This window comes from Corallococcus sp. AB018 (assembly GCF_003986945.1).
GTDB lineage: Bacteria > Myxococcota > Myxococcia > Myxococcales > Myxococcaceae > Corallococcus > Corallococcus exiguus.
This window is the reverse complement of the sequence record NZ_RAWR01000068.1, coordinates 19,722-43,521: the sequence shown is the minus strand read 5'-3', so window position 1 is coordinate 43,521 and position 23,800 is coordinate 19,722. Positions and strand designations below refer to the sequence as shown.

The 23,800-nt window shown below is 70.2% G+C and carries 15 protein-coding genes and 1 pseudogene; 6 read left to right on the top strand and 10 right to left on the bottom strand.

Annotated elements, in window-relative coordinates; all coding sequences use genetic code 11:
* The 10 genes and pseudogenes from D7Y11_RS16425 to D7Y11_RS16385 form a co-directional block, all read right to left on the bottom strand.
* Positions 1–679, bottom strand: a pseudogene (locus D7Y11_RS16425) (DUF2380 domain-containing protein); the annotation flags it as partial.
* A 211-nt stretch (positions 680–890) separates the two neighbouring features.
* Positions 891–2,147 (bottom strand): protein kinase, encoded by a 1,257-nt coding sequence (locus D7Y11_RS16420; RefSeq protein ID WP_120575494.1) that lies wholly within the window; start codon positions 2,145–2,147, stop codon positions 891–893.
* A gap of 173 nt (positions 2,148–2,320) precedes the next feature.
* Positions 2,321–4,144, bottom strand: coding sequence for a serine/threonine-protein kinase (locus D7Y11_RS16415; RefSeq protein ID WP_233596737.1), 1,824 nt, complete (start codon positions 4,142–4,144; stop codon positions 2,321–2,323).
* A gap of 9 nt (positions 4,145–4,153) precedes the next feature.
* Positions 4,154–5,038 carry a DUF2381 family protein gene (locus tag D7Y11_RS16410; protein WP_233596738.1) on the bottom strand — a complete coding sequence of 295 codons (885 nt, stop codon included), beginning with the start codon at positions 5,036–5,038 and terminating at the stop codon, positions 4,154–4,156.
* A gap of 259 nt (positions 5,039–5,297) precedes the next feature.
* On the bottom strand, positions 5,298–7,577 hold the full coding sequence (locus D7Y11_RS16405; protein ID WP_126934164.1) for an RTX toxin: 2,280 nt from the start codon (positions 7,575–7,577) through the stop codon (positions 5,298–5,300).
* 66 nt (positions 7,578–7,643) lie between these two features.
* Complete coding sequence (locus D7Y11_RS16400) at positions 7,644–9,818, bottom strand: RTX toxin (RefSeq protein ID WP_233607305.1); 2,175 nt, start codon at positions 9,816–9,818, stop codon at positions 7,644–7,646.
* 6 nt (positions 9,819–9,824) lie between these two features.
* Positions 9,825–10,049 (bottom strand): hypothetical protein, encoded by a 225-nt coding sequence (locus D7Y11_RS44320; protein WP_233607304.1) that lies wholly within the window; start codon positions 10,047–10,049, stop codon positions 9,825–9,827.
* A gap of 83 nt (positions 10,050–10,132) precedes the next feature.
* On the bottom strand, positions 10,133–12,478 hold the full coding sequence (locus D7Y11_RS16395; protein WP_233604934.1) for an RTX toxin: 2,346 nt from the start codon (positions 12,476–12,478) through the stop codon (positions 10,133–10,135).
* Between the two features lie 593 nt (positions 12,479–13,071).
* Entirely contained in the window at positions 13,072–14,370 is a 1,299-nt protein-coding gene (locus D7Y11_RS44975; RefSeq protein WP_121752790.1) for a serine/threonine-protein kinase, read from the bottom strand.
* Between the two features lie 114 nt (positions 14,371–14,484).
* The gene (locus tag D7Y11_RS16385) at positions 14,485–15,699 is read right to left on the bottom strand and encodes a serine/threonine-protein kinase (protein WP_121752789.1); all 1,215 of its coding nucleotides are present in this window, start codon (positions 15,697–15,699) and stop codon (positions 14,485–14,487) included.
* A gap of 230 nt (positions 15,700–15,929) precedes the next feature.
* Here D7Y11_RS16385 and D7Y11_RS16380 point away from each other — a divergent pair, with 230 nt between their 5' ends.
* From D7Y11_RS16380 to D7Y11_RS16355, 6 genes are all read left to right on the top strand, one after another.
* A complete protein-coding gene (locus D7Y11_RS16380) occupies positions 15,930–16,307 on the top strand; it encodes a helix-turn-helix domain-containing protein (RefSeq protein WP_120575488.1) in 378 nt (125 codons plus the stop codon).
* 53 nt (positions 16,308–16,360) lie between these two features.
* Positions 16,361–16,816 carry a helix-turn-helix domain-containing protein gene (locus D7Y11_RS16375; RefSeq protein ID WP_233596734.1) on the top strand — a complete coding sequence of 152 codons (456 nt, stop codon included), beginning with the start codon at positions 16,361–16,363 and terminating at the stop codon, positions 16,814–16,816.
* A 137-nt stretch (positions 16,817–16,953) separates the two neighbouring features.
* Positions 16,954–18,534 (top strand): ATP-binding protein, encoded by a 1,581-nt coding sequence (locus D7Y11_RS16370; RefSeq protein ID WP_126934163.1) that lies wholly within the window; start codon positions 16,954–16,956, stop codon positions 18,532–18,534.
* Positions 18,535–18,601: 67 nt separating this feature from the next.
* A complete protein-coding gene (locus D7Y11_RS16365) occupies positions 18,602–18,976 on the top strand; it encodes a response regulator (RefSeq protein ID WP_014400722.1) in 375 nt (124 codons plus the stop codon).
* On the top strand, positions 18,976–21,768 hold the full coding sequence (locus D7Y11_RS16360; RefSeq protein WP_126934162.1) for an ATP-binding protein: 2,793 nt from the start codon (positions 18,976–18,978) through the stop codon (positions 21,766–21,768). The genes D7Y11_RS16365 and D7Y11_RS16360 overlap by 1 nt, the downstream gene beginning before the upstream one ends.
* The gene (locus D7Y11_RS16355) at positions 21,765–23,792 is read left to right on the top strand and encodes a response regulator (RefSeq protein WP_126934161.1); all 2,028 of its coding nucleotides are present in this window, start codon (positions 21,765–21,767) and stop codon (positions 23,790–23,792) included. Before D7Y11_RS16360 ends, D7Y11_RS16355 begins: the two co-directional genes overlap by 4 nt.
* Positions 23,793–23,800 lie beyond the last annotated feature (8 nt).

Genomic DNA, 23,800 nt, shown 5'->3' with positions numbered 1-23,800 from the left:
CGCGATGAAGGTCCACGAAGAGCTTCTCGGCGCTGCACATGGGGCAGTTTCTGAGAATGGCGTCCGCGAGGTGGAGGAAGTCCACCCAGGTGGCCAGCAGGAGCGTCCCGAACTGAGCCGCCTGGAGCTTTGGCCCCGTCATGCGCAGCAGGCCCAACTCCATGTCAGTGTCGCCAACTTCCGAGGCCGCCTCCGTCAACGCGGTGGCGCTCCCAAGCGCGCCATGAAGCCACGTCACCTGCTTGGAGCCCTGGTCGAGGTAGCGCGTGAAGACGCCGGTGAGGCTGAAGCCCCAGAGGTCCGGAGGACGGGCCGCCAACTGGGTGAACGCGGCCTCGACGCGGGACAGGGAGCCCTTCACGTCTTTCGTCGCGTCGAGGACTGCCTGCCGCGTCAATGCATTGCTCCGGGCCCCGCCCCCGACAGCGCCGTCTCCCACGGCGGTCACGTCGTCACGCGGCTGCTGGCGGCGCAGGAGCCGTTGCTCAGACCCGGAGAGGACGCGGGGGAGAGCGTTCCATGCGCGCGGGGGCTCGTCGTTCGGAGCCTCCACCCAGGCGGGCGAGGAGTCCTCTCGCGGCGCATGGCTCAAGCTTCGGCCACGCCCATGCGCTTGCGGCACGGAGGCGCATCCCATGGCCATCAGCACCAGGGCCAGCAAGAGGGCATCAGCGCGCATGGTCCACCCCCAGGCCCACCGAGGCGAAGGCCCCCGGCCGCGGCGTCCCCTGCGGCGTGGGGGAGAGCAACTTCGTGTCATTCGCATCCACGCCCCCTGGGCGTGACACCTCCGAGGAGAGCAAAGGACACACGTCTGACATTCAGCCCGGCACCCGCGGGCCCAGCGCTGCCACACAGGGGGAAGGTCGGCTGCGTCGAGCCAGCGACTGTTAATGCCGTGGCAGGCGCAAGGCGCCCGGTCCCGGCTCTGTCGTCGTCTCGTCCGCGCTGCGCAGCGGGTGCGGCTCCGTGCGGATGGCGTCCTGACTCAGCGACGGAAAGGCCGGGACGATGCCGCCCTCGTCCTCCAGCAGATTCAGCTCCTCCAGGGCCTCGCCGCCTTCAAAGAGGGCGGTCTCTACTTCCTTCACCGCATCCGCCGCGCTGTACGGCCCCAGCCGCGCGAGCTGCCCGCGCAACTCCAGCTCCAGCGCCGCCGCTGTCGGGTAGCGAGACGCGGGCTCGCGGCACAGCAGCCGGAGGAAGACGGAGCGCGGCGAGGTGGACAGCCCGAACGCGGCCTCCTTCACGTCCTTCCCGCTGAACACCATGGCGCGTTGGACGGCGTCCTCCACGAAGGGCGGCAGGTTCATGTCCATTGTCGTGGTCATGGCCGCGAGCACGCGTTGGCTCTGCTCCCGCGAGAGCCGAGGGGACTCGTCCTCCACCTTGAGATTCCCCGGGTAGTAGAGGTGTCGCCCCGTGGCGAACTCCAGCAGCACCAGCCCCAGGGAGAAGAGGTCGCTTCTCGCATCCGTCACCGCCCCCACCAGCGCCTCGGGTGAAGCGTAGATGACTTCTCCTGGAGGACGCGGCAGCGTCGTAGCGAGGCGCCCTTGCAGACTGGAGCAAGCGACGCCGAAGTCCGTCAGCACCACGCCCCCACCAGGCCGCAGGCGGATGCAACCGGGGTTGATGTCCCGGTTGACGATGCCCAGCGAGTTGCCCGCGTCGTCCGTGCGGGTGTGTGCATGCGCAAGGGCCGCCGCCACCTCCGCGCCCACGTAGAGGACGAAGGCCTCGGAGAAGTAGCGCCCGCGCAGCTGAGCGATGGTGAGGAGGGTGTCCAGGCTGAAGCCTTCCACGCACTCCATGACGGCGCCCAGGCCTCGTGCCTCTCCAAACTTCATCTCGAAGAGGCCATGGACGCGGGCGATGTTGGGGTGCTGGAGGAATTGCGCCAGCCGCACCTCCTCTTCCAGCCGCGCCCGCGCCCGCTGGAACTTCTCCGGCGCGGCCCCTTCCGGCAGGGGCACGCACTTCACGAGGACCTTCCCCCTGTAGCCGGAGGGCGTTCGGGGCCGGGCGAAGAGGACTCGCTCGCCATTGCGGCCAATGCCCAGCTCCTGGAAGAACTCGTAAGCGGTTCCCGCGTGGGAAAAGAGGACCGTGCCCCCGGCGAGCCGGGAGTCAGCACCACTGGACATGAAGGGGGCTCCTGAATGCCCGCGCGAGGGAGCCGCGCAAAGGCAGACGGAAAGCTACCTCCGGCTGCCTCCACGCGTGAACGACGCTACGGGTCATCTAGTTCGAATTTCCCTGCTATCCCCGGAATGGCCTCCGCAGCGACGGAAACGCAACGAGTCTTTACGTTCCAGACTCAGGGCCAGCGGTCCATGGAATAGGCATACCCGACACGAGAGTAGACAACTGCCCCCGGCTTGGAGCCCTCCCAAGCTCCCTCGGGGCCCTCATCCCCAATGGCAAAGCACACCGGCAGCGTGCGTCCGTCCGGGAGGTGCGCTTCGGTGTAGCGGGCCAGCAGGAACGTCCCGTCTCCCGTCCACAACCGGCCGGAGAACACCGTTCCCTTGGGGATGGTGCGATTGCCCTTGAAGACAACGCCTGTCACGGGGCCATCCCTGAAGACCCCCAAATCACCAGGATCGCCCGGCTGGCTCCTGTCGATGGTGACCTGCACAGAAGAACGGTTCGGCATCAGATCGAGCCCTCCATTTCCAGTTCCTCGGAACATGGCGTTGCGTGCTTCCTCGGGGCACGCTCCTGATTCAGGACGCACCTGGGAGCTGCTAGGGCAGCCGAGTTGCAGGGCGACGGCGGCGCTCGCCGCAGCACACTTCGCGAGGAACTCCGCCCTGGTGCTGGAGGTGGAGTCCTTCTTGGACGGGCTTGCGACGATGGGAGCACGCTTCACGGCGGAGCTTTCCTTCCGGACAGAATCGAGTGGGGGCAAAGCTACCCCAGGGGACGACGCAGCCAGCATGTCGCCCGCGTCAGGCGAGGGGCCCGCATCCTGGAGGGACATGGGTCCTGGAACGAGGGAGGCAACTCCCGCATCCCCAGGCGAAGTGGGCGCGGGCGGATGCTCAACGTCCTCACTGGAGACAGAATGCGACGCAGGACGCAGCCACATGAAGGCCCCCGCCACGGCCGCCACGACGAGGAGCGCCACTCCGGCATCCACGGCGCGGGCCCGCCTCACGCGGCGGGCGGGGGGCGTTTCCTCATCCGTGTTGGAGGCGGGAGCGGTAGGGGGCTTCAAGGAGGGGACGTGGACGGGAACGGTCCATTCCGGTCCCGCTTCGCCCGCGAGGGCCGCCAACTCGCGGCGCATCACCTCCGCCGTGGGGGGGCGCTGCTCGGGCTCGCGCGCGATGAAGCGCATCGCCACGTCACTGAGTCCCGCCGGCACCCGCGCGTTCAACTCCCGGGCGGACCTGGGCACCCAGCGTCCCTCCACGGCCGCCTTCGGGGAACCGCTCGCGGGCTCCGCCGTCGTCAGCACGTCATAAAGGCAGACGCCCAGCGCGTAGACGTCATCCGTCACCTTGAACTCATAGCGCGCGCCCCGCTCGTCTCCATGCTCCTTGAAGAAGCGCGCAGCCTCGGGCGAGCGATAGCGCCGGGTGCCGGGCGGCAGGGGCGCATCCGTCAAATCCTCGGCGTGCGTGTAGTCGCCTGCGCTGAAGTCGAGGATGGCGGGCTCGCCGTCCTTGGCGCGCACCATGATGTTGGCGAGCTTCAAGTCGCGGTGGAAGACGCCGCGCCCGTGCATGTAGTCCATGGCGCCCGCGAGCTTCTCGAAGACGCGGACCACCTCCTGGGCCGTGGGGTGCACCCGCTCCACCCACTCCGCCAGGGTGTAGCCCTCTACGAAGGTGAGCAGAACGTAGAGCCACCCTGTTTCGAAGTCCGGGAAGCGACCGTGACCGTGCACGCCGACGATGTTCGGGTGCGTCAGGTGAACGAGGCAGCCCAGCTCACGCTTCAACCGTGCGTCCGCCTGCTCCGCGTCGCCGCTCCCGGGCCGGTGCATCGCGATCTTCATCGCGAAGTGGCGGCCGTTCATCTCCACGCGATAGACGGCACCATAGGTGCCCGCGCCCAGCAGCTTCACCACGCGCCAGCCGTGAATCATGTACCCGGGCGGGAGCTGCGCGGGGTGGTGAATGACCGTCAACATGACCAACCTCTACAGCGCGACAGATGGAACGAGAAGAGGACGCGTGCCCGTGGCATCCACCAACTCCAAGCGGAACAACGTACCCGCATCCCAGGCAGGCACCTTCGTCTCCACCACAACGGTGCCAACCTCTCCGGGCCCAATCTGCGGCTGCTTCATGTGAACGCCGAGCACCTGCACCGGCACACCGCCCGTTGAATGGGTGAGACGCGCTTCCGTGGGCGTCCAAGGTGTCTTTCCGTAGTTCTTCACCTCCACGGACACCACTCTCCAGGCAGACGCGCGAAGGCTGAGGCCGTCCATGACACGCAGTGAGGACTGCATCTCCGTCTCGGGCTGAAGGCCAACGTTCCTGGCCGATACCCCGTCCGCGCCGAGAAGCCCCGCCAGAGCGAGAGCCGCAGGGCTACCCGCATCGCCGCGTGCACGGAGTGCGGCAAGCTCGGCCTCCTTCGCCGCAAGCTGGGCGCGCACCTCGGACAACTCCGCCTGAAGCGCCTCGGGGGCCAGTGGACGACGGGATACTTCCACGCGGGTGTCCACCACGGCTGGGTGAGACACGAGAGCGAAGACCGCATGCTCGGGGAAGGCTCCATCCGCGAAGCGCACGCGGAGCATCAGATGCTCACCCGCGCCCAGCTCCACCACCGGCTCCAGGTTGATGGAGCGCTCGCCCACGTCTACGAGCTTGAAGCGAGTGCGGCCCTCCAGTTCCATGGAGGCCCGGTCCAGCGCCGAATCGAGGACGAGGGTCGTCAGGATGCCCGCCGCGACTGGAACCTCCAGGATGGGCTCACCAGGGCGAGGGAGCACAACCCGCCTATCCCTGCGCTCGCGAACAGATGATGCTGACTGAGCCTGGGCCGCCGTGAAGAGAAGCAGTCCCCCAAGCACCAGGGGCAGGTTCAACGCGGAGAAGGAGAAGGGCAAGCGGGACGGCCTCCGCCCGAGAAACTACCAGACCAGAAGGAATCACAGGCCTGGAAGCTCCGCTTCCGGTCCACGCGCGCGGGGGGCCGTTCCACGGGCAGGTGCTCCTCATTCAGCTCCTGCGTCACGTCATCGCCCCCTGTGTCCGGCACCCCGCTCCGGAAGCGCCCGCCCGGGCCTGGAGGGCAGGCCGCAAGGCATCAGGGCCCTCCCGTGCGCGGTGTCAGGGCGACACGAGGAGGATGCCCCCGGCGAGCGCGGGTGCCTCGTCATCGCCGATGGCGCGCATGTGGCCGTAGCCGAGCTGTCCGGAGGTGTTGAAGCCCCAGCACAGCGCACGGCCGGAGGAGAGCACTGCGCACGTGTGCTGGCCGCCCGCGGTGACGGAGGTGGCGGGAGCGCCGCCCACGTCGATGAACGCGGTGCCGGGAGCGGAGAGGGAACGAGTGTTGGCGTATCCCAGCCGTCCCCGGGCGCCGTTGCCCCAGCACTGGAGTTGGCCGGACTCGAGCAGGGCGCAGGTGTGCTGCGCACCGGCTGCGACCTGGACGGCGCGGAGGCCCGAGCCCAACGTCACGGCGGTAAGGGGCGTGGCGTAGTCGGGGTTGCCGTTGCCCACCTGTCCGTAGGCGTTGGCGCCCCAGCAGCGCAGGGCGCCGGTGTCCAGCAGGGCGCAGGTGTGGTTCGTGCCCAGGGCCAGCTGCACGGCGGTGCCGCCCACGTCCACGTCACCCGCTGACGACGGCAACTCGGTGTCACCGACATCATCATCACGGTTGTAACCTAGTTGTCCGTAGGCGTTGGCGCCCCAGCAACGTGGGCGGCCGGAGAAGAGCAGGGCGCAGGTGTGGTCGCCGCCCGCGACCAGGTCCTGCACGGGAGCGCCGACGGGGACGTCGGTGGTGGGCGGAGGCTCGTTGTCGCCCAGCGTGTCGGTGTGGCCCAGGCCCAGCTGTCCGTGGGTGTTGTCGCCCCAGCAGCGCACGTGGCCGGAGGAGAGGAGCGCGCAGGTGTGGCGGTCGCCCGCGGTGATGCGCAGCGCGCGTGCGCCGCCCAGGTCGACGGTGCCCACGCTGGCGATGGGTTCGTCGTCGCCGATGGTGCGCGTATGGCCCAGGCCGAGCTGTCCGGAGGCATTGGCGCCCCAGCAGCGCACGCGCCCGGTGGAGAGCAGGGCGCAGGTGTGGCCCAGGCCGGTGGCCAGCTGCACGGCCTTCTCGCTGGGAGCGAGGGGCACGGGGCCCTTCGACGCGGGCGTCTCGTCGTCACCGACGTTGGCGGTGCCGGTGTAGCCGAGCCGGCCCTGCGCGCCGCTGCCGAAGCAGCGCACGGAGCCGTCGTTGAGCAGGGCGCAGGTGTGGCTGTCCCCAGCGCGGAGCTGGGCGACGTCGGTGGGGCCGCCGGCCTGCACGGGAGCGTCGGGGAACTGCTGCGCGCCCAGGCGGTAGGTGGCGGTGGTGCGGGCCCCAGCGGCGTCGGTGACCTGGAGGGACAGCCGGCCCTGGAGCGAGGGTGCGTAATGCTGGAGGACGGTGGGGTTGGCCTGGGTGGTGAAGCCCGGAGCGGGCGTCACGGGCGCGTCCGGGATGAAGTTCCACGCGTAGTCGAGCGTGCGGGCGGGTTGATCATCCGACACGGTGGCGGACCACGCGACCTCGGAGGTGCCAGCGAGGCGGGACGCGGCCAGGCCCTGGATGACGGGAGCGAAGAGGATGCGCACGGTGGTGCCCAGCGAGTCCGTGGATTGATCCGCGGGAAGGACGCGCGTCACGAACGTGGTGCTGACCGAGTGCCCCGCCGGGTTCGTGACGGTGAGCGAGTGCGTGTAGTCCGTGGGGCTGGGGATGCCGAAGGGCGGCAGGTAGCGGGCGACGAAGGCGCCGGAGGTCCCGGTGAGCGTGAACGTCCCGCTGGAGGGCACGAAGGCGCCGCCGTCGTTCGCGGCGGTGAGGGCGAAGGTGAGGGCCTCACCGGAGGTGGACTCGACGAAGAAGGTGACGGTGGCGGGCTGGCCGAAGATGAGCTCGCCGGGGAGCTGGATGCGAGGGATGCGCGGCAGGGTGATGGGCGCGCCGTCGTTGGTGGGCGCCAGCGTGATGGCCACGGACTCCCGGTCCGCGATGAGCGTCTGCGTGGTGCTGCCCTGGAAGAGGAGCGCGCTGTTTCCGTCGTAGGCCCACGCGATGAAGGTGAGGGATTGATGGCGCGGCAGGGACGGCATGGTGCCGGACCACCCGGAGGGAGACGGCACCAGGTCGAAGTTGGAGAACAGCGCGCTGTGGCTGGCCGCGTCCTCCACGTCGATGCGGATGCGCGCCACGTCCGCGAAGGTGATGCCCAGCGCGCGCCGTGTCTGGGATTGGGAGCCGACGGTGTCCGCCGTGATGTTGAACGTCACCGCGGACGTCGGCTCCAGAGGTGTGTCACCCGTGGACGACGGAGCGGTGCACGCGGCGGCGGTGCACAACAGCAGGAGCGTGAGGGCGGCGGCAGGCTTCGTCATGGCTCACACGGGAAGACGGCGAAGCGGGCGCCCGGTGTGTGCCAGGCGCCCGCGAGTGCTCAGGAACTACGGCGTGGGCGGCAGGAGCTGGACGTCGCCGAAGGGCAGCTCGTTGTCACCGATGTGGTTGGTGTTGCCGTAGCCGAGCTGACCGTAGGTGCCCCGGCCCCAGCAGCGCGCCTTGCCCGTGGAGAGCAGCGCGCAGGTGTGATTTCCGGAGGAGGCACTGATCTGGTAGGCCGTCGCGCCGTCCAGGTCCACCGCGCCGCCCGGAGTGCCCAAACTCGTGGTGTTGCCGTATCCGAGCTGTCCGTAGTTGTTGAGGCCCCAGCACCGCACGGTGCCGGTGGAGAGCAAGGCGCACGCGTGCTCCGAGCCCACGGACACCTGCAGGGCGGTGACTCCGCCGAAGTTCACCGCGGACGTGGCGTTCTGCACGCCCGGGCCAGGGAGCCTCCGGAACGTGCACCAGCCGGAGTAGTCAGCGCAGGAGGAGTAGTAATCGTAGGTGGGGCTATCTCCTCCCAGCTTGCCGTTGGTGGCGCTGCCCCAGCAGATGACGGAGCCGGAGCGAAGCAGCGCACAAGTGAAGTTGTGGCCCGCGCCGAGCTGGGCCACAAGTCCCGTGGGCTCCACCGGCGTCTGGCTGCTGGGCTTGTTGGAGAGGCCCACGGTCTGGAGGTGCGTGTAGCCGAGCTGCCCGAAGGTGTTGAGGCCCCAGCACAGCACCTTGCCGGTGGAGAGCAGTGCACAGGTGTGCTCTTCGCCTGTGACGACGTCGGTGGCGGTGTTGTCGCCCAGGTCGACGTCACCCGCGCTCCAGGGCTGCTCGTTGTCGCCGATGTTGTCCGTGTTGCCGTAGCCCAGCTGGCCCGCGTTGTTGCGTCCCCAGCAGCGGACCTTGTCGGTGGCCATCACCGCGCAGGTGTGGTCCTTGCCAGCCGCGATGCGGATGGCGGGCCCGCCCAGGTTGACATAGCCGAACTCGGTCACGGCCTCGCCGTCGCCCAGGTTCTGCGTGGTGTTGTAACCGAGCTGACCGAAGTCGTTGCGTCCCCAGCAGCGCACCAGGCCCGTGTCCAGCAGGACGCAGGAGTGGTCACCGCCCGTGGCCAGCTTGGTGGCCTTGCCCAGGATGCCCACCGGGCCCGCCAGATACGGCAGCCGCGCCTGGGTATCACCCCGGTTGTTGGTGCTTGCGTAGCCCAGCTGGCCGAAGTTGCCGTAGCCCCAGCACCGCACCGTGCCGTCATTCAGCATCGCGCAGGTGTGATTGCTGCCGCCGCGGATGGCGTTGGTGCCGTCGAGGGGCCCTTCGGCGACAGGGTTGTCCGGGAACTGATCCGGGGTGAGCTTGTACGTGAGCGTGGTGGTGCCGTTGTTGCCATCCGTGACGGCGAGCTTCAGGTCACCCTGCACGGCGGTGGTGTAGTTCTGGAGCGTGGAGGGGTTGGTGTCCCCGGTGAGCGCGGGCGCGGGGTCGAAGGTGGTGCCCGTAGCGGGCGTGAAGCTCCACGCGTAGGTGAGCGCTTCCTGGGCACCGTCGTCACTCACGTCCGCCGTGAAGATGACGTTGCTGGTCTCCCGCACGCGCAGGCCGTTGAGGCCGTTGATGACGGGGTTGAAGAGCACGGCGACGGAGGTGTCGATGACACCGTTGGAGGTCTCCGGGGGCTTCACCTTCGTGGTGAAGGTGGTGCTGATGGAGTGGCCCGCGGGGTTGGTCACCGTGACGGTATGGTTGAAGACCGTCTCTGAAGACACCGTGGGCGGCGTGTACTGGGAGACGAAGGCGCCCGCGGTGTTCTGCAGCGTGATGGCTCCGTTGAGGGGCGAGAAGCTGCCACTTCCAGCGACGGCGGAGGTGATGGCGTAGCGAAGCGCCTCGCCGTTGGTGGCCTCCACCGCGAAGGTGATGTTGCCCGACTGCGAAGAGGCGAAGGCGCTGGGGATGCTGATTTTGCGGATGCGCGGCAGGGAGATGACCGCGTTGTTGTTGGCCGGGGCCAGCGGGATGGTGACGGTCTCGAAGTCGAGGTTCAGCGTGGCGTCGAGCGAGCCGGAGAACAGAAGATTCCCGGAGGCATCGAGCGCGCGGGCGAAGAACGTGAGGGCCTTGGCCTTGGGGAGGAAGGGGAGCTTCCCGGTCCACGCCCCGGCGGAGGTGAAGAGGTCGAAGTTCTTGAAGATGACGAGGCCACCAGCGCCCTGCTCGGAGACATCGACGCGGATGCTCTTCACGTCGCTCTAGGAGAAGGCCTGGGCGGAGACGCGACCCTTCACGGCCTGGCTGAAGAGGTCCTGAGCGCCAATGGAGACGGTGACCTGGGACTGCGTCTGGTCGGCGGGCGCGGAGGGCTCGGGTGTACTGGAGCCAGCACTACACGCGGCGATCCACGGCGAAGACAGGGACAGCAAGAGCGCGCCCAACATGCCGCGCGAACGGAACCAACGAGGGGATGACCTCTGCACGGAAGACTCCTGAAGGCGAAGGGAATGACAGGCGAAAACAGGCGGGCGCCCGGTCCTGAGGGCGCCCGCGAGGGAGACGGCGACTACGGCGCGGGAGGCAGGAGCTGGATGTCGCCCGCGGCGGAGGGCTGCTCGTTGTCACCGATGTGATTGGTGTTGCCGTAGCCGAGCTGACCGGAGTTGCCCTGGCCCCAGCACCGCGCCTTGCCCGTGGAGAGCAGCGCGCAGGTGTAGTTTCCGGAGGAGGAGGCCGCCACCTGGTACGCGGTGGCTCCGTCCAGGTCCACGGCCGGGCCCGGCGTGTTGCGCGCCGTCGTGGTCCCGTAGCCCGTCTGTCCGAAGTTCGCCTGCCCCCAGCACCGCACGCTGCCCGTGGAGAGCAGGGCGCAGGTGTGGCTCACGCCCGCGGTGACCTGCAGGGCGCCGGTGCCCAGGTCGATGCTGCCGGAATCCTTGAACAGGAAGTTGCCGCCGGCCTGCCCGGTGCCCAACTGGCCCAGGCCATTGGCGCCCCAGCACCGCAGGGTGCCCGTCTTCAGCAGGGCGCAGGTGTGGTTGTTGCCCAGGGCGAGCTGTGCAATCGGACCGCTCGGTTCGACCGCGGTCTGGCTGCCCGGCACCTCGTTGTCGCCGATGTTGCTGGCGTGGGCGTAGCCGAGCTGGCCCTCCAGGTTGTAGCCCCAGCAGAGCATCTTGTCGTTGGAGAGCAGCGCGCAGGTGTGGTTGGAGCCCGCGACGACATCCGTGGCCGTGACGCCACCCAGGTCGACGTCACCCGCGCTCCAGGGCTGCTCGTCGTCACCGATGCTGTTGACGTGGCCGTAGCCCAGCTGTCCGTACTGGTTGCGGCCCCAGCAGCGCACCTTGCCCGTGGCCATCACCGCGCAGGAGTGCGTCTCGCCCACGGTGATGCGCGTGGCCGGGCCGCCCAGGTTCACGTAGCCGAAGCTGGCCACCGGCTCGCCATCACCCAGGTTGGCCGTGTTGTTGTAACCGAGCTGCCCGTAGTTGTTCAGGCCCCAGCAGCGCACCAGGCCCGTGTCCATCAGCGCGCACGAGTGGTTGCCACCCATCGCGATCTTCGTGGCCTTGCCGAGCAGCTTCACCTCGCCAGCCGTGTACGGAAGCTCGTTGTCACCGATGCTCTGGGTGTTCTCGTAGCCCAGTTGACCAAAGGCCCCGTAGCCCCAGCACCGCACCGAGCCGTTGTTGAAGAGGGTGCACGTGTGGTCCCGGCCGTTGCGGATGCTGTTGATACCGTCCAGCGGGCCCTCGGCGACAGGGTTGTCCGGGAACTGATCCGGGGTGAGCTTGTAGGTGAGCGTGGTGGTGCCGTTGTTGCCGTCTGTCACGGCGAGCTTCAGGTCACCCTGCACGGCGGTGGTGTAGTTCTGGAGCGTGGAGGGGTTGGTGTCCCCGGTGAACGCGGGCGCGGGGTCGAAGGTGGTGCCCGTAGCGGGCGTGAAGCTCCACGCGTAGGTGAGCGCTTCCTGGGCACCGTCGTCACTCACGTCCGCCGTGAAGATGACGTTCTGCGTGTCGCGCACCCGCAGGCCGTTGAGGCCGTTGATGACGGGGTTGAAGAGCACGGCGACGGACGTGTCGATGACGCCGTTGGACGTCTCCGGGGGCTTCACCTTCGTGGTGAAGGTGGTGCTGATGGAGTGGCCCGCGGGGTTGGTCACCGTGACGGTGTGGTTGAAGACCGTCTCTGAAGACACCGTCGGCGGCGTGTACTGGGAGACGAAGGCGCCCGCGGTGTTCTGCAGCGTGATGGCTCCGTTGAGGGGCGAGAAGCTGCCACTTCCGGTGACGGCGGAGGTGATGGCGTAGCGCAGCACTTCGCCATTCGTTGCTTCCACCGCGAAGGTGATGTTGCCCGACTGCGAAGAGGCGAAGGCACTGGGGATGCTGATCTTTCGGATGCGAGGGAGGGAGATGACGGCGTTGTTGTTGGCCGGAGCCAGCGGAATGGTGACGGTCTCGAAGTCGAGGTTCAGCGTGGCGTCGAGGGTGCCGGAGAAGAGGAGATTCCCCGAGGCATCGAGTGCACGGGCGGAGAAGGTGAGGGCCTTGGCCTTGGGCAGGAAGGGGAGCTTCCCGGTCCACGCTCCGGCGGAGGTGAAGAGGTCGAAGTTCTTGAAGATGACGAGGCCGTTGGTGCCCTGCTCGGAGACATCGACGCGGATGCTCTTCACGTCGCTGTAGGCGAAGGCCTGGGCGGAGACGCGACCCTTCACGGCCTGGCTGAAGAGGTCCTGAGCGCCAATGGAGACGGTGACCTGGGACTGCGTCTGGTCGGCGGGCGCGGAGGGCTCCGGCGCGCTCGAGCCGGAGCTACACGCGGCAATCCACGGGGAAGACAGGGACAGCAAGAGCGCGCCCAACATGCCGCGCGACCGGAACCAACGAGGGGACGTTCGCTTCACTCGACACTCCTTGGGGAGACAAAGACAGTCAGGAAAAGAGTCAATGGCTTGCAGCGGGCACGCGCCGGCCTCACGTGACCGGGCCGGAGCCCGGAGACACGCTTCCCGTGCCGCGCTCGGAGCGAGCACGGCCGGGGGACGTCATGGAAAATGGAGGGAATGGACAGGCCTACGCCGACCCGGGGGGACCTCCCGGCCCTCGGCGTATGTCTGGACTACAGCTGGAAACGCAAATCACAGTGCCAGCGGGTGAAAATGCTGTCACGCCTTTTATTGGTTCCTGTGAAAGTCTGTCAATGTCTGGGTTTGCGCTGACTGGCGGGTGGAATGCGTGTCAGTCGCGGTGGACCCTCGGGTGACAGGATTTGTCATCCCCCCCTCGGCGCCCCACCTGGAGGAACGCGCCGGCCGGGTGACGCAGTGGGTTGCTGAGTGAGAGGAATCAAGCAACTCACGGAAGCTTCGCCAAACACCAGAATGCTTTGCGGCTCGCACGAAGTCCGGAAAAGACAGTCATGGCCGCCATTCGGTACCCCGCTGGTCCCGGGGGACTCGGGTGACCCGAGTCCCAGGGACCCGGTGCGGACACGAACTCACACCGGTTGGTGGCCGTCGTCGTCGTCCTCGAGGTCGTCTCCCGGGGCCTCCTCGTCCGGACTGGCCAGCTCATCCAGGTCCTCCACGGGCAAGGGCTCGTCATTCAGGTCCGGCGTCACGTCGTCACCCCCAAGGAACGGCGGTGGACCCTCCGAGACGGTGGCCTCGGACGCCATCGCGGCCTCCTCCGCGGTCAGCTCCTCCGGGTGCAGCCCTCCCTCCAGCAGCTCCGCCTGGTTGCGCCGGCCGGTGGCCTCCCGGGCCGCCTCCGCCACCTCCTCCGCCGCGGACTGCCGCCCGTACGCGGGCGCATGCTCCCGCAGCCACTCCCGCAGCACGGAAGCCAGCTCCGCCGCCGTGCCGAAGCGGTCCGCCGGGGCCTGGCGCAGCGCCCGCACCACCACCGCGCGCAGCCCCTCCGGCACGTCGCGGGCCATGAGCTCCACCTCCCCAGGCCCCACCAGCGCCATCCGCGCCGCCACCTCCGTCAGGGGCATCCACGTGGGGCCCTGGGCCTGCACCAGAGGCAGGTCCGGCGGGGGCGGAGGCGCCGTGTCCCCCTGCGCCAGCGGGTGCGTCCCCGTCAGCACCTCCAGCAGCACCAGCCCCAGCGAGAACAGGTCGCTGCGCGCGTCCAGGGGCTCGCGCCGCAGCGCCTCCGGTGAGGCATACGCCACGTCCCCCTTCACCAGCGGGCGGCTGGTGATCTCCCGCCCCGGCAGCGTGGAGAACGCGGCGGTGAAGTTCGTGAGCTTCACCTCGCCATGGACGCCCAGGCGCAGGTTCCGGGGGCTCACGTCCCGGTGCACGATGCCCAGCGGCCGGTTCCACTCATCCCGCAGCGTGTGCGCGTGATGCAGCGCCTCCGCCACCTCGGAGACCACCCACGCACCGAAGGCCGGGGACATGGGCTTGCGCCGCATGGCCACCAGGTTGAGCACCGTGTCCAGCGACCGGCCCTCCACGTACTCCATCACCACGTGCGGAACGCCCCGGTACGCCTTCAGGTGGTAGACCTTGGCGATGCCCGGATGGTTGAGCCGGAACGTCAGCTCCACCTCCTCCACCAGCCGCCGCCGCTCCACGAAGCCGGACGGGTTGCGCAGCCGTTTGATCACCACCGGGCCACCCATCCCTCCCCGGTAGCGCCGCCGCGCCAGCATCAGCAGCTCTCCGGTGGAGCGCACCTCCAGCTTGCGCACGAACTCGAAGGCCGTGCCTCCCACCGTGAACAGCACGCGCGGGCGGCGGGGCATGCCGGGGTTCTCCTCCGTCGTCGTATCGGGCGTCTTCATGGCCTGCCTTCCAACCTCCCAGGTGGAGCGGAAATCGCTCAACCCCGCAGGTAGCACAAACCCTGTCGCCGTCAAACGTCCAGGGTTGGATTGGAGCCATGGAACTCCTGGGGTTCACCCGTCCCGGCGCAATCCCAGACGCCGGAGCCACCGCTCCCACCGCCGCCGCCACGCCAGCCGCCGGGCCACCCACCAGGGCATGGGCGGGGGCAGGGGCGCGGCCAGCCCCAGCGTCGGTCCGGGCGGAGGCGGCACGGACGGCGTGGGCGCGCTGGAGTGGGGCGCGGCGCCGGGGATGCGCCGCTCCTGCGAGCGGGTCCAGCGTCGCAGCTCGCGGGCCTCCTCGTTGCCGTCGAAGTACGTGTCGGACTCCTCCGTGACGGCGTCGTGGGGCGGCGGTGTGTTGAACAGCGGCGTGTCCCAGCTGTCCGGAGCGCGCTCCAGCGCCGCGCTCAGGTCGGCGTAGAGATCCGCGCCCATCTGGTAGCGCTCGCTGGCCTCCAGTCGCAGCAGCCGCCCACAGATGTCATCGAGGGCGCGGGGCACGCGCGCGTTGAGCGAACGCGCGGTTCGCCCCTTGATGGCCTGGATTCCTCCCAGCAGCGCCGCGGCCGGCAGGTCCGGGGGATAGGGGAAGTCCCCGGTGAGCACCTGGAAGAGCGTGAGCCCCAGCGAATAGAGGTCATCCGTGGGCTGGTAGTCGTAGCGGGCCATGCCCAGGGGGTTGCTCAGCCAGTAGCGCAGGAGCTCCGGGCTGCGGTAGCTGGGCGTGCCCGGCGGCGGCCGCCCGTCGGTGATGACCGGGGCGCAGGCGTGGTCGCTGGCGCCGAAGTCCACCAGCACCGGCCGCTCGTCCGACGCGCGCACGATGATGTTGCTGCCCTTGATGTCGCGGTGGCGCACGCCCGCGCGGTGGATGAAGTCCAGCGTCAGCGCCAGCTCCGCGAACAGCCGCGCCACCTGCCGCGCCGTGGGCTTCGCCTCCATCGCCCAGTCGGACAGCGTGGGACCCTCCACGTAGTCCATGACCAGGAACAGGTAGCCCGTGCGCGGGTGCGGCCAGCGGTGGTAGCCGCGCAACGCCACCACGTTGGGATGGGTCATGCGGTGCAGCACGCTCACCTCCTTGAGCGTGCGCGCGTCCACCTGCGAACCCTCCTCGGAGTCCTGCGGCCCCTGGAGCGCGAACTTCAGCGCCACCTGGAACCCCCCGGTCTCCGCCAGGAACACGGTGCCGAAGCCCCCCGTGGCCAGGCGCTTCAACAGCCGGAAGCTGCCCACCACCTCCTGGGGCTGAAGGAGCAGCGGATGTCCTCCCTCCAGGCTCATGGGGTGGCGCCTCCTACGTGGAAGGAAAGCCCGGATGCTTCGGGACGTGGGGGGTTGAATCCCAGAGGGAGGACGTGGCTGAGAGGATGCATTCGCGCAAGGATGGAAGTGACCTCAAGGGTCCATAGCATGGCGCACGCCCCTTGGGGTAGTGTTGCTGCCGTGTCAGGTAGGATGCCGGACACCTGACTTCATGGGAGACACGGTCCGGCCAGGGGTGGTGAGCGGCAATGAACGAGGAGCTGGCCATCACGGTGGGCACCGCGGCGCGACAGGCCCGCGAGCGGCAGGGCATGACCCAGGGCGACGTCGCCAGCCAGGTGGGCATCGCCATGGAGGTCTACAGCCGCATGGAGCGCGGGCGCGTGCTGCCCAGCTCCACCACCTTGCGCCGGTTGTGCATGGTGTTGCGCATCCGCTCGGACACGCTGCTGGGGTTGGACGGGCCGTCGCCCCCGGACGAGGCGCTCACGCTGGCCCTGGCGGACCGCGAGGAGGATCCCCCCTCCCTGCGCCGGCTGGTGCGCGCCTTGCGGCCCCTGGATGAAGAGGGGTTGAAGGCCATGGGCCTCATCATCCAGGGCGCGCTCGCGCTGCGGGAACGCTGACCGACAGGCCCCCGAAAACTTGCGCCCCTGGGGAGAGATGCAAGGTTTTGCGCGTGCCTGCCCCGGTGAATGAAAAGCTGAACACGGTGTTTGGAGCCGCCGCCCGAGACGCGCGGCTGCGCTTGGGACTCACGCAGGCGGACGTGGCGGAGCGCGTGGGCATCGCCATGGAGGTCTACAGCCGCATGGAGCGCGGCCGCATGCTGCCCCGCGCCCAGACCCTGCGGAGGCTGTGCGACGTGCTGTCCGTGTCCGCGGACGCGCTGCTGGGCGTGGGGGCCGGCACCTCCCCGGTGCCGCCCCGGGCCTCGCCAGGTCAGGAGGACTCACTGGAGCTGCGCCGCCTGGTGCGCACGCTGCGCGACCTGGAGCCCCGCCAGCTCAAGGCCGTGGCCCGCGTGGTGCGCACGGTGGTGTCCGTCATGCCCCCGAAGACGGCGCCCGGGTCTTCGCCCACTCCCACGCCCCGGAAGAAGCCGCGGGCCGCCCGCAAGCGCCGCGCGGGTTAGCGAGGCGGCAAGAGCAGACAAATCCTCTCGGGCTGCAACAGGATGGCTGCCCGCTCGTCCTCCTGACCCGGGGCCGGGCCTTCGGGTGGGGCCCTCTCCCCAATGGCAGACAAGTGGGGTAGCACGGGAGCTACGCCATGCTTCCTCCCCCGACGCCCTCGGATGAGCCGCGGCGACTCCAGGCGCTGCGCTCGCTGTGTCTGTTGGACACGCCCGCTCACGAGCGCTTCGACCGCATCGTGCGCGCCGCGGCGCACCTGTTCCGCGTGCCCATTTCGCTCGTCTCGCTGGTGGACGAGAACCGCCAGTGGTTCAAGGCCCGCATCGGCCTGGACGGCACGGAGACGCCGCGCGAGCTGTCCTTCTGCGCCCACGCCATCCTCTCGCCCTCCACCTTCATCGTGCCGGACGCGCTGAAGGACCCGCGCTTCCACGACAACCCGTTCGTGCTGGGCGCTCCCTTTGTCCGCTTCTACGCGGGCCACCCCCTGCGCGCTACGGACGGCAGCCGCGTGGGCACGCTGTGCCTCATCGACTCGCAGCCCCGGGACTTCTCGGACGCGGACCGCACCGCGCTCGCGGACATGGCCGCCTGGGCGGAAGGAGAGCTCAACGCCCTGGACGAGCGCGAGGCCCGCGCGGCGCTGGAGCAGCAGGAGCGCTTCTTCGAAGTCTCCGTGGACATGCTCTGCATCGCCGCCATGGACGGCACCTTCCTGCGCCTGTCCCGCGCCTGGAGCCGCACCCTGGGCTTCTCCGACGCGGAGCTCTACAGCACGTCCCTGGTGGACCTGGCGCTGGAGGAGGACCGCGCAGACACCTCGCGGCACCTGTCCCGCGCCCGGGAGGGCATCCCCGTCCTCCAGTTCGAGCACCGCGCCCGCTGCCGCGACGGCACCTGGCGCTGGCTGCAGTGGAACGCCGTGCCGGACCCGGAGGAGGGGCTGCTCTACGCCGTCGCCCGCGACGTCACCCAGGCCCGCACGCTGGAGGAGGAGCGCCAGCGCGTGGAGCGGATGAAGAACGAGTTCATCGCCACCGTGAGCCATGAGCTGCGCACGCCGCTCACCTCCATCCGCGGCTCGCTGGGGCTGCTCAGCGGCGGCATCCTCGGCCCGCTGGACGCGCAGGTGGCGCAGATGGTGGGCATTGCCCACAAGAACAGCGAACGGCTGCTGCGCCTCATCAACGACATCCTGGACCTGGAGAAGATGGAGTCCGGCCGGCTGGACCTGAACCTGGCGCCCACGGAGGTCGCGCCGCTGCTCGCCCAGGCGCTCCAGGCCCACCAGGGCTACGCGGACGAATACGGCGTGCGCCTGGAGGCCGTGGTGGACCTCCCCCACGCCCGCGCCCGCGTGGACGAGGACCGCTTCATCCAGGTGCTGGCGAACCTCCTCTCCAACGCCATCAAGTTCTCCCCCCAGGGCGAGCGCGTCACCCTGTTCCTCACCCGCGAGGACGGCGTCCTGCGCGTGGGCGTGCAGGACCACGGCCCCGGCATCCCGGAGGCCTTCCAGTCCCGCGTCTTCCAGAAGTTCGCCCAGGCGGACGCGTCCGACACCCGCAAGCGCCCCGGCACCGGCCTGGGGCTGAGCATCGCCCACGGGCTGGTGGCCCGCATGGGAGGCACCCTGCGCTTCAGCACCTCCCCCAGCGCGGGCACCCGCTTCTCCTTCGACCTGCCGGAGTGCGAACCGGAGCCCGACGTCGCCTGACGGACATCCACTTCCCCCCCGCTTCCGTACCGCGATCCAAACCCCTCTTCCTGGCGCACTGCCTCCCATGGCGAAAATCGAGAAGGTCCTGCTCGTGGACGATGAGGATGACATCCGCACCATCGGGCAGCTGAGCCTGAGCCGTGTGGGGGGGTGGAAGACGGTGCTCGCGTCCTCCGGCGCGGAGGCCCTGGAGAAGGCGGGTCAGGAGGGCCCCGACCTCATCCTCCTGGACGTGATGATGCCCGGCATGGACGGGCCTACGACGTTCGGCCGGTTGCGCGCCCAGCCCGCCACCGCGAACACGCCCATCATCTTCATGACCGCCAAGGTCCAGAAGCAGGAGGTGGCGCGCTACCTGGAGCTGGGCGCGGTGGGGGTCATCGGCAAGCCGTTCGACCCCATGACCCTGCCGCAGGAAATCCGCCGCCTGGTGCCTTGATGGAACCCCGCCTGTCCAAACGCTCCGCCGCGCTGGCCGCTGGCGCCCTGGTGTTGCTGTGTGCCCTGTTCGTCCTGGGCCGCCCGGGCTCCACCGCCGACCACGACCACTACCGCACCCAGCTGCGGCAGCTGCGCGTGGCCACGTCGGAGCTGGAACAGGACGTGCTGCGCCAGCGCGTGGGCATGGCGCAGCTGCACGGCTCCTCCGCGCGGGACTTCGACGCGCTGGCCGCCCGCGCCCGCCAGCTGCGCACGGCGCCCGGTTTCCTCCCCGCGGAGGGCATGCGCTCGCTCAACGCGTCCCTGGACACGTACCTGCGCGTGCTGGAGGGCTCGCGCGTCCTGCTGGCGGCGGCCCGCGAGAAGGACAAGCAGCTCGCCGCCCTGCGTGAGGCCTTCCCCGGCGTCGTCGCCGCCACCGCTGCCGCGCTGCCTCCGGGCTCGCCGCGCGCGCACGTGGAGGCGATGGACGTGGACGTGCTGCTCGCCTCGCGCGCTCCGGGAGAGGCGTCGGGGGTCCGCGTGGAGGCCTCGCTCGCGCGTCTGGCCCGGGCGCGGGAGAAGCAGCCGCTGCCCGCCCCCGCCCTCGCCGCGCTGGACGCCCTGGAGGCCCGCACGCGGGAGTTGATGGCGCTCCAGCGCGCCACGGACGCGTCCTACCAGGCGCTGCTGGACCACGGCGCCACGGGGGAGGCCGAGCGCCTCATCACCACGTACCTCCAGCTCCAGGAGCAGTCCCAGGCCCGCGCGGAGCGCACGCGCATCGTCCTCTTCGGCGTGTGCCTGCTGCTCGTGGGCTACGTGCTCGTCGTGCTGGTGCGGCTGGCGCGGGCGTCCGCGGCGCTGGGGGAGCTCAACCGGGGGCTGGAGGCGCGCGTGGCGGAGCGCACCCAGGCCCTGTCCGCCGCGAGCGCGGAGGCGCGGGCCAGCGACGCGCGCAAGGCCGCCATCCTGGAGGCGTCGCCGGACGGCATCGTGGTGCTGGACGAGTCCGGCCGCGTCGCGGAGTTCAACCCCTCCGCGGCGACCCACTTCCGCCTGCCGTCCGCGCGAGCGGTGGGGGCGGATTTCATGTCGCTGGCGCTGCCCGCGACGCTGCCGGCCTCGCAGCGGGAAGCCGTCCACGCCGCGCTCCTCCAGGAGGACGGCGCGGCGCGCCTGGAATCGCCGTGCCTGCGCGCGGACGGCGACGTGTTCCCCGCGGAGCTCACCTTCGCGCGCGTGCACGCGGACGGCCCGCCGCGCACCACCGTCTTCGTGCGCGACCTCACGGAGCGCAAGGCCGTGGAGCGGATGAAGAACGAGTTCGTCTCCACCGTGAGCCACGAGCTGCGCACCCCGCTCACCTCCATCCGCGGCTCGCTGGGCCTGCTGGAGAACGGCATCGTGGGGGAGCTGCCCTCGCAGGCGCTGGACATGGTGCGCATCGCGCGTACCAACACCGAACGGCTCATCCGCCTCATCAACGACATCCTGGACCTGGAGAAGATGGAGTCTGGGATGCTGGAGCTGAAGCTCCAGCCGCAGGCGGCGCAGGACCTGGTGGAGGCGACGCTCGCGGGCGTGCAGGGCATGGCGGAGGCGGCGCATGTCACCCTGCGCTCGGACGTGGAGGGCGCGCCGCAGGTGAAGGGCGACCGCGACCGGCTCATCCAGGTGCTCACCAACCTGGTCTCCAACGCCATCAAGTTCTCCCCCCAGGGCGCCTCCGTGGTGGTGGCGGCCGGCTTCACGGTGGACGGCCGGGTGCGCTTCAGCGTCACGGACCAGGGCTCCGGCATCCCGGAGGAGAAGCTCCCCCGCCTCTTCGGCCGCTTCCAGCAGCTGGACGCGTCCGACACCCGCTCCAAGGGCGGCACCGGCCTGGGGCTGGCCATCTCGCAGGCCATCGTGGAGCAGCACGGCGGCCGCATCGAGGTGTCGAGTCCCCCGGGCCGGGGCGCCACCTTCCACTTCACCCTGGAGGCCCTGCGCGCTCCCTCCGTCGCGCCGCTGCCCCGGGACGAGTCGCGCCACAACGTGCTCATCGTCACCGCGGACACGGAGCTGTCCGCCCTGCTGCGCGGCCTGCTGTCGCACGAAGGCTACCGGGTGGTGCGCTCCGCCTCGCTCGCGGAGGCCGTGCAGGCGGTGGAGCACGCGCTGCCGGACGCGCTGCTGGTGGACACGCGGATGCCGGACGGCGCCGTGCTGGACTGGGTGCGCCGCCTGAGGGAACAGCCGCGCACGCGCGACCTGCCCGTGCTGGCCCTGTCCGGGCGCTCGCAGCCGGGGGCGAAGGACGCGGGCACGGCGCTGCTGGTGGACTGGCTGCCCACGCCGGTGGATGAAACCCGGTTGCTGAAGACACTGCGCTACGCCATGCGCCAGCCAGGCCAGGCGCGCGTGCTGGTGGTGGATGACGACGCCACCACGCGCCGGGTGCTGTGCGCGCAGTTCGAACGGCTGGGCGCGCTGTGCATCGAAGCGGCGGACGGAGAGAGCGCGGTGGCGCTCGCGCGTGACACGCCCCCGGACCTCATCGTGCTGGACGTGGGGCTGCCGCGGCTGGACGGCTTCGAGGTGGTGGACATCCTGCGCCAGGGCAAGGGCCGCGCCACGCCGCTCATCGTCTTCACCGGCCGCGAGCTGTCTCGCACCGACCAGCGCCAGCTCACCCTGGGCATCACCCGGCACCTGACGAAGGCCCGCGCTTCCGAGGAGGAGCTGGTGGCCTCCGTGCGGGAGCTGCTCAACGGACTGCTGGCCCGCCGCGACGCCGCGGCCGAGCCCCGAAAGGCGATGCCATGAGCACCGCGCGCAACGACAAGACGCTGCTCTTCCTGGAGGACGACCGCGACCTCCAGGCCCTGGTCTGCACCTTCCTGCGGGACAGGGGCTACCAGGTGACCCCCGCGCGCACCGCCGCCGAAGCGCGCGCGGTGCTCCAATCCAAGCCGGTGGACGCCGCCATCGTGGACGGCCTGCTGCCGGGCATGACGGGCGCGGACTTCATCCGGGAGCTGCGCAAGACGAAGCCGGACCTGCCGGTGCTCTTCGCGTCCGCCTTCTGGAAGGACCTGAAGAGCCACGAGCTGCTCACGCGCCAGCTGGGCGTGGCGCGCGTGGTGCACAAGCCCTACCGGCCGGAGGAGCTGGCGGTGTGGCTGGAGCAGCTCTTCGCGGTGGCACAGCCGCCGCCCCCGCCGCGGGAGTCCCTGGACGCGGAGGACGCGGAGCCCGTGGACGACTTCGCGGCCAGCCTGGCGCGCTTGAGCGCGGACTACGGCGCGAAGCTGCCGGAGCGGCTGGCCATGCTCCAGGCCCTGCTCGGCAAGGGGCGCCACGGCGACGCGGAGGCCATGGAAGAGGCCTACAGCGTCGTGCACAAGCTGCACGGCACCGCGGGCAGCTACGGCTTCCGCGACGTGAGCATCGCGGCGGGCGCGCTGGAGGACGTGCTCCGGCCGGTGAAGACCGGGGGCACGCTGGACTGGGCCCAGGTGGACGCGGGCTTCCGCGCGCTGGAGGACCGGGTGTCGCTGCCCGTGCTGACCCCGGAGCCGGAGTCCGAGGAGGCCGTCGTCGCCGCCATGGGCACGCTGCTCGTGGTGGACGAGGACGCGGGCGTGCTCGCGGACGCGAAGCGGATGGGCAAGCGTGAAGGGGTGCGCGTGGTGACGGCCGCCACGCCCCTGGAGGCCTGCGCCGCGGTGGAGCGGCAGTGGGTGGACGGGGCGCTCTTGCACATGGGCGCGGCGGGGCTCGCCACCGCGAGCGCGCTGCGCGCGATGGAGGGACACCAGTCCCTGCCGCTGGCCTTCTCCAGCACGGGCGGAGGTCTGCAGGAGCGAGTGCGCGCGGCGCACGCGGGCGCGTCGCTGTTCCTGCCCCGGCCCTTCACCCAGCAGGACTTCGCCACCGCGGCGGAGCGGCTGGTGGCCACGCGCCGGCTGGAGCGCTCGAAGGTGATGGTGGTGGATGACGACCCGGAGGCGGTGCGCGCCCTCTCCCAGGCGCTGGTGAGCGACGCCGTGGAGGTCGTGGGGCTGGAGAACGCCTACGGCCTGCTGGACGCGCTCGCGCAGCACCGCCCGGACCTGCTGCTCCTGGACGTGCAGATGCCCGGGCCCAGTGGGTTCGATTTGTGCCGCATCCTGCGCCTGACGCCGGAGTGGCAGGATCTGCCCATCCTGCTCATCACCGCGCAGGTGGGGCTGGAGTTCCGGCTGGCCGCGTTCCAGGCCGGTGCGGATGACTACCTGGCCAAGCCCGTGCTGAAGGAGGAGCTGCGCGCCCGCGTGCACGCGCGGCTGGAGCGGGCACGGCTGTCGCGCGAGCGCACGGAGCGAGACGCGCTCACGGGACTGATGCTGCGCCGTCCCTTCGTGGAGGCGGTGGCGACGCGGCTGTCGGAGGCGCGCCGAAGCGACCGGCCGCTCGCGCTGTGCTTCCTGGACGTGGACCACTTCAAGAAGGTGAACGACCAGTACGGCCACCTCGCGGGGGACCGCGTGCTGATGCGTCTGGGAAGGCTGCTGGGCGCGCGCTTCCGCCGCGAGGACCTGCGCGCCCGCTGGGGCGGCGAGGAGTTCGTCGTCGCGCTGCTGGGCGAGACGCCGGAGAGCGCGAAGGAGATCCTCTCCCGCACCGCCGAGGAGCTGTCGGCGATGACCTTCGAAGGCGACGCGGGGGAGACCTTCCACGTCACCTTCAGCGCGGGGCTCGCGGTGGCGCCCAGGGACGGCACCACCCTGGACGAGCTGCTGCGCGCCGCGGACGCCCGGCTCTACCGGGCGAAGGAGAACGGCCGCAACCGCATCGAAACGGAGTGACGCCCGCG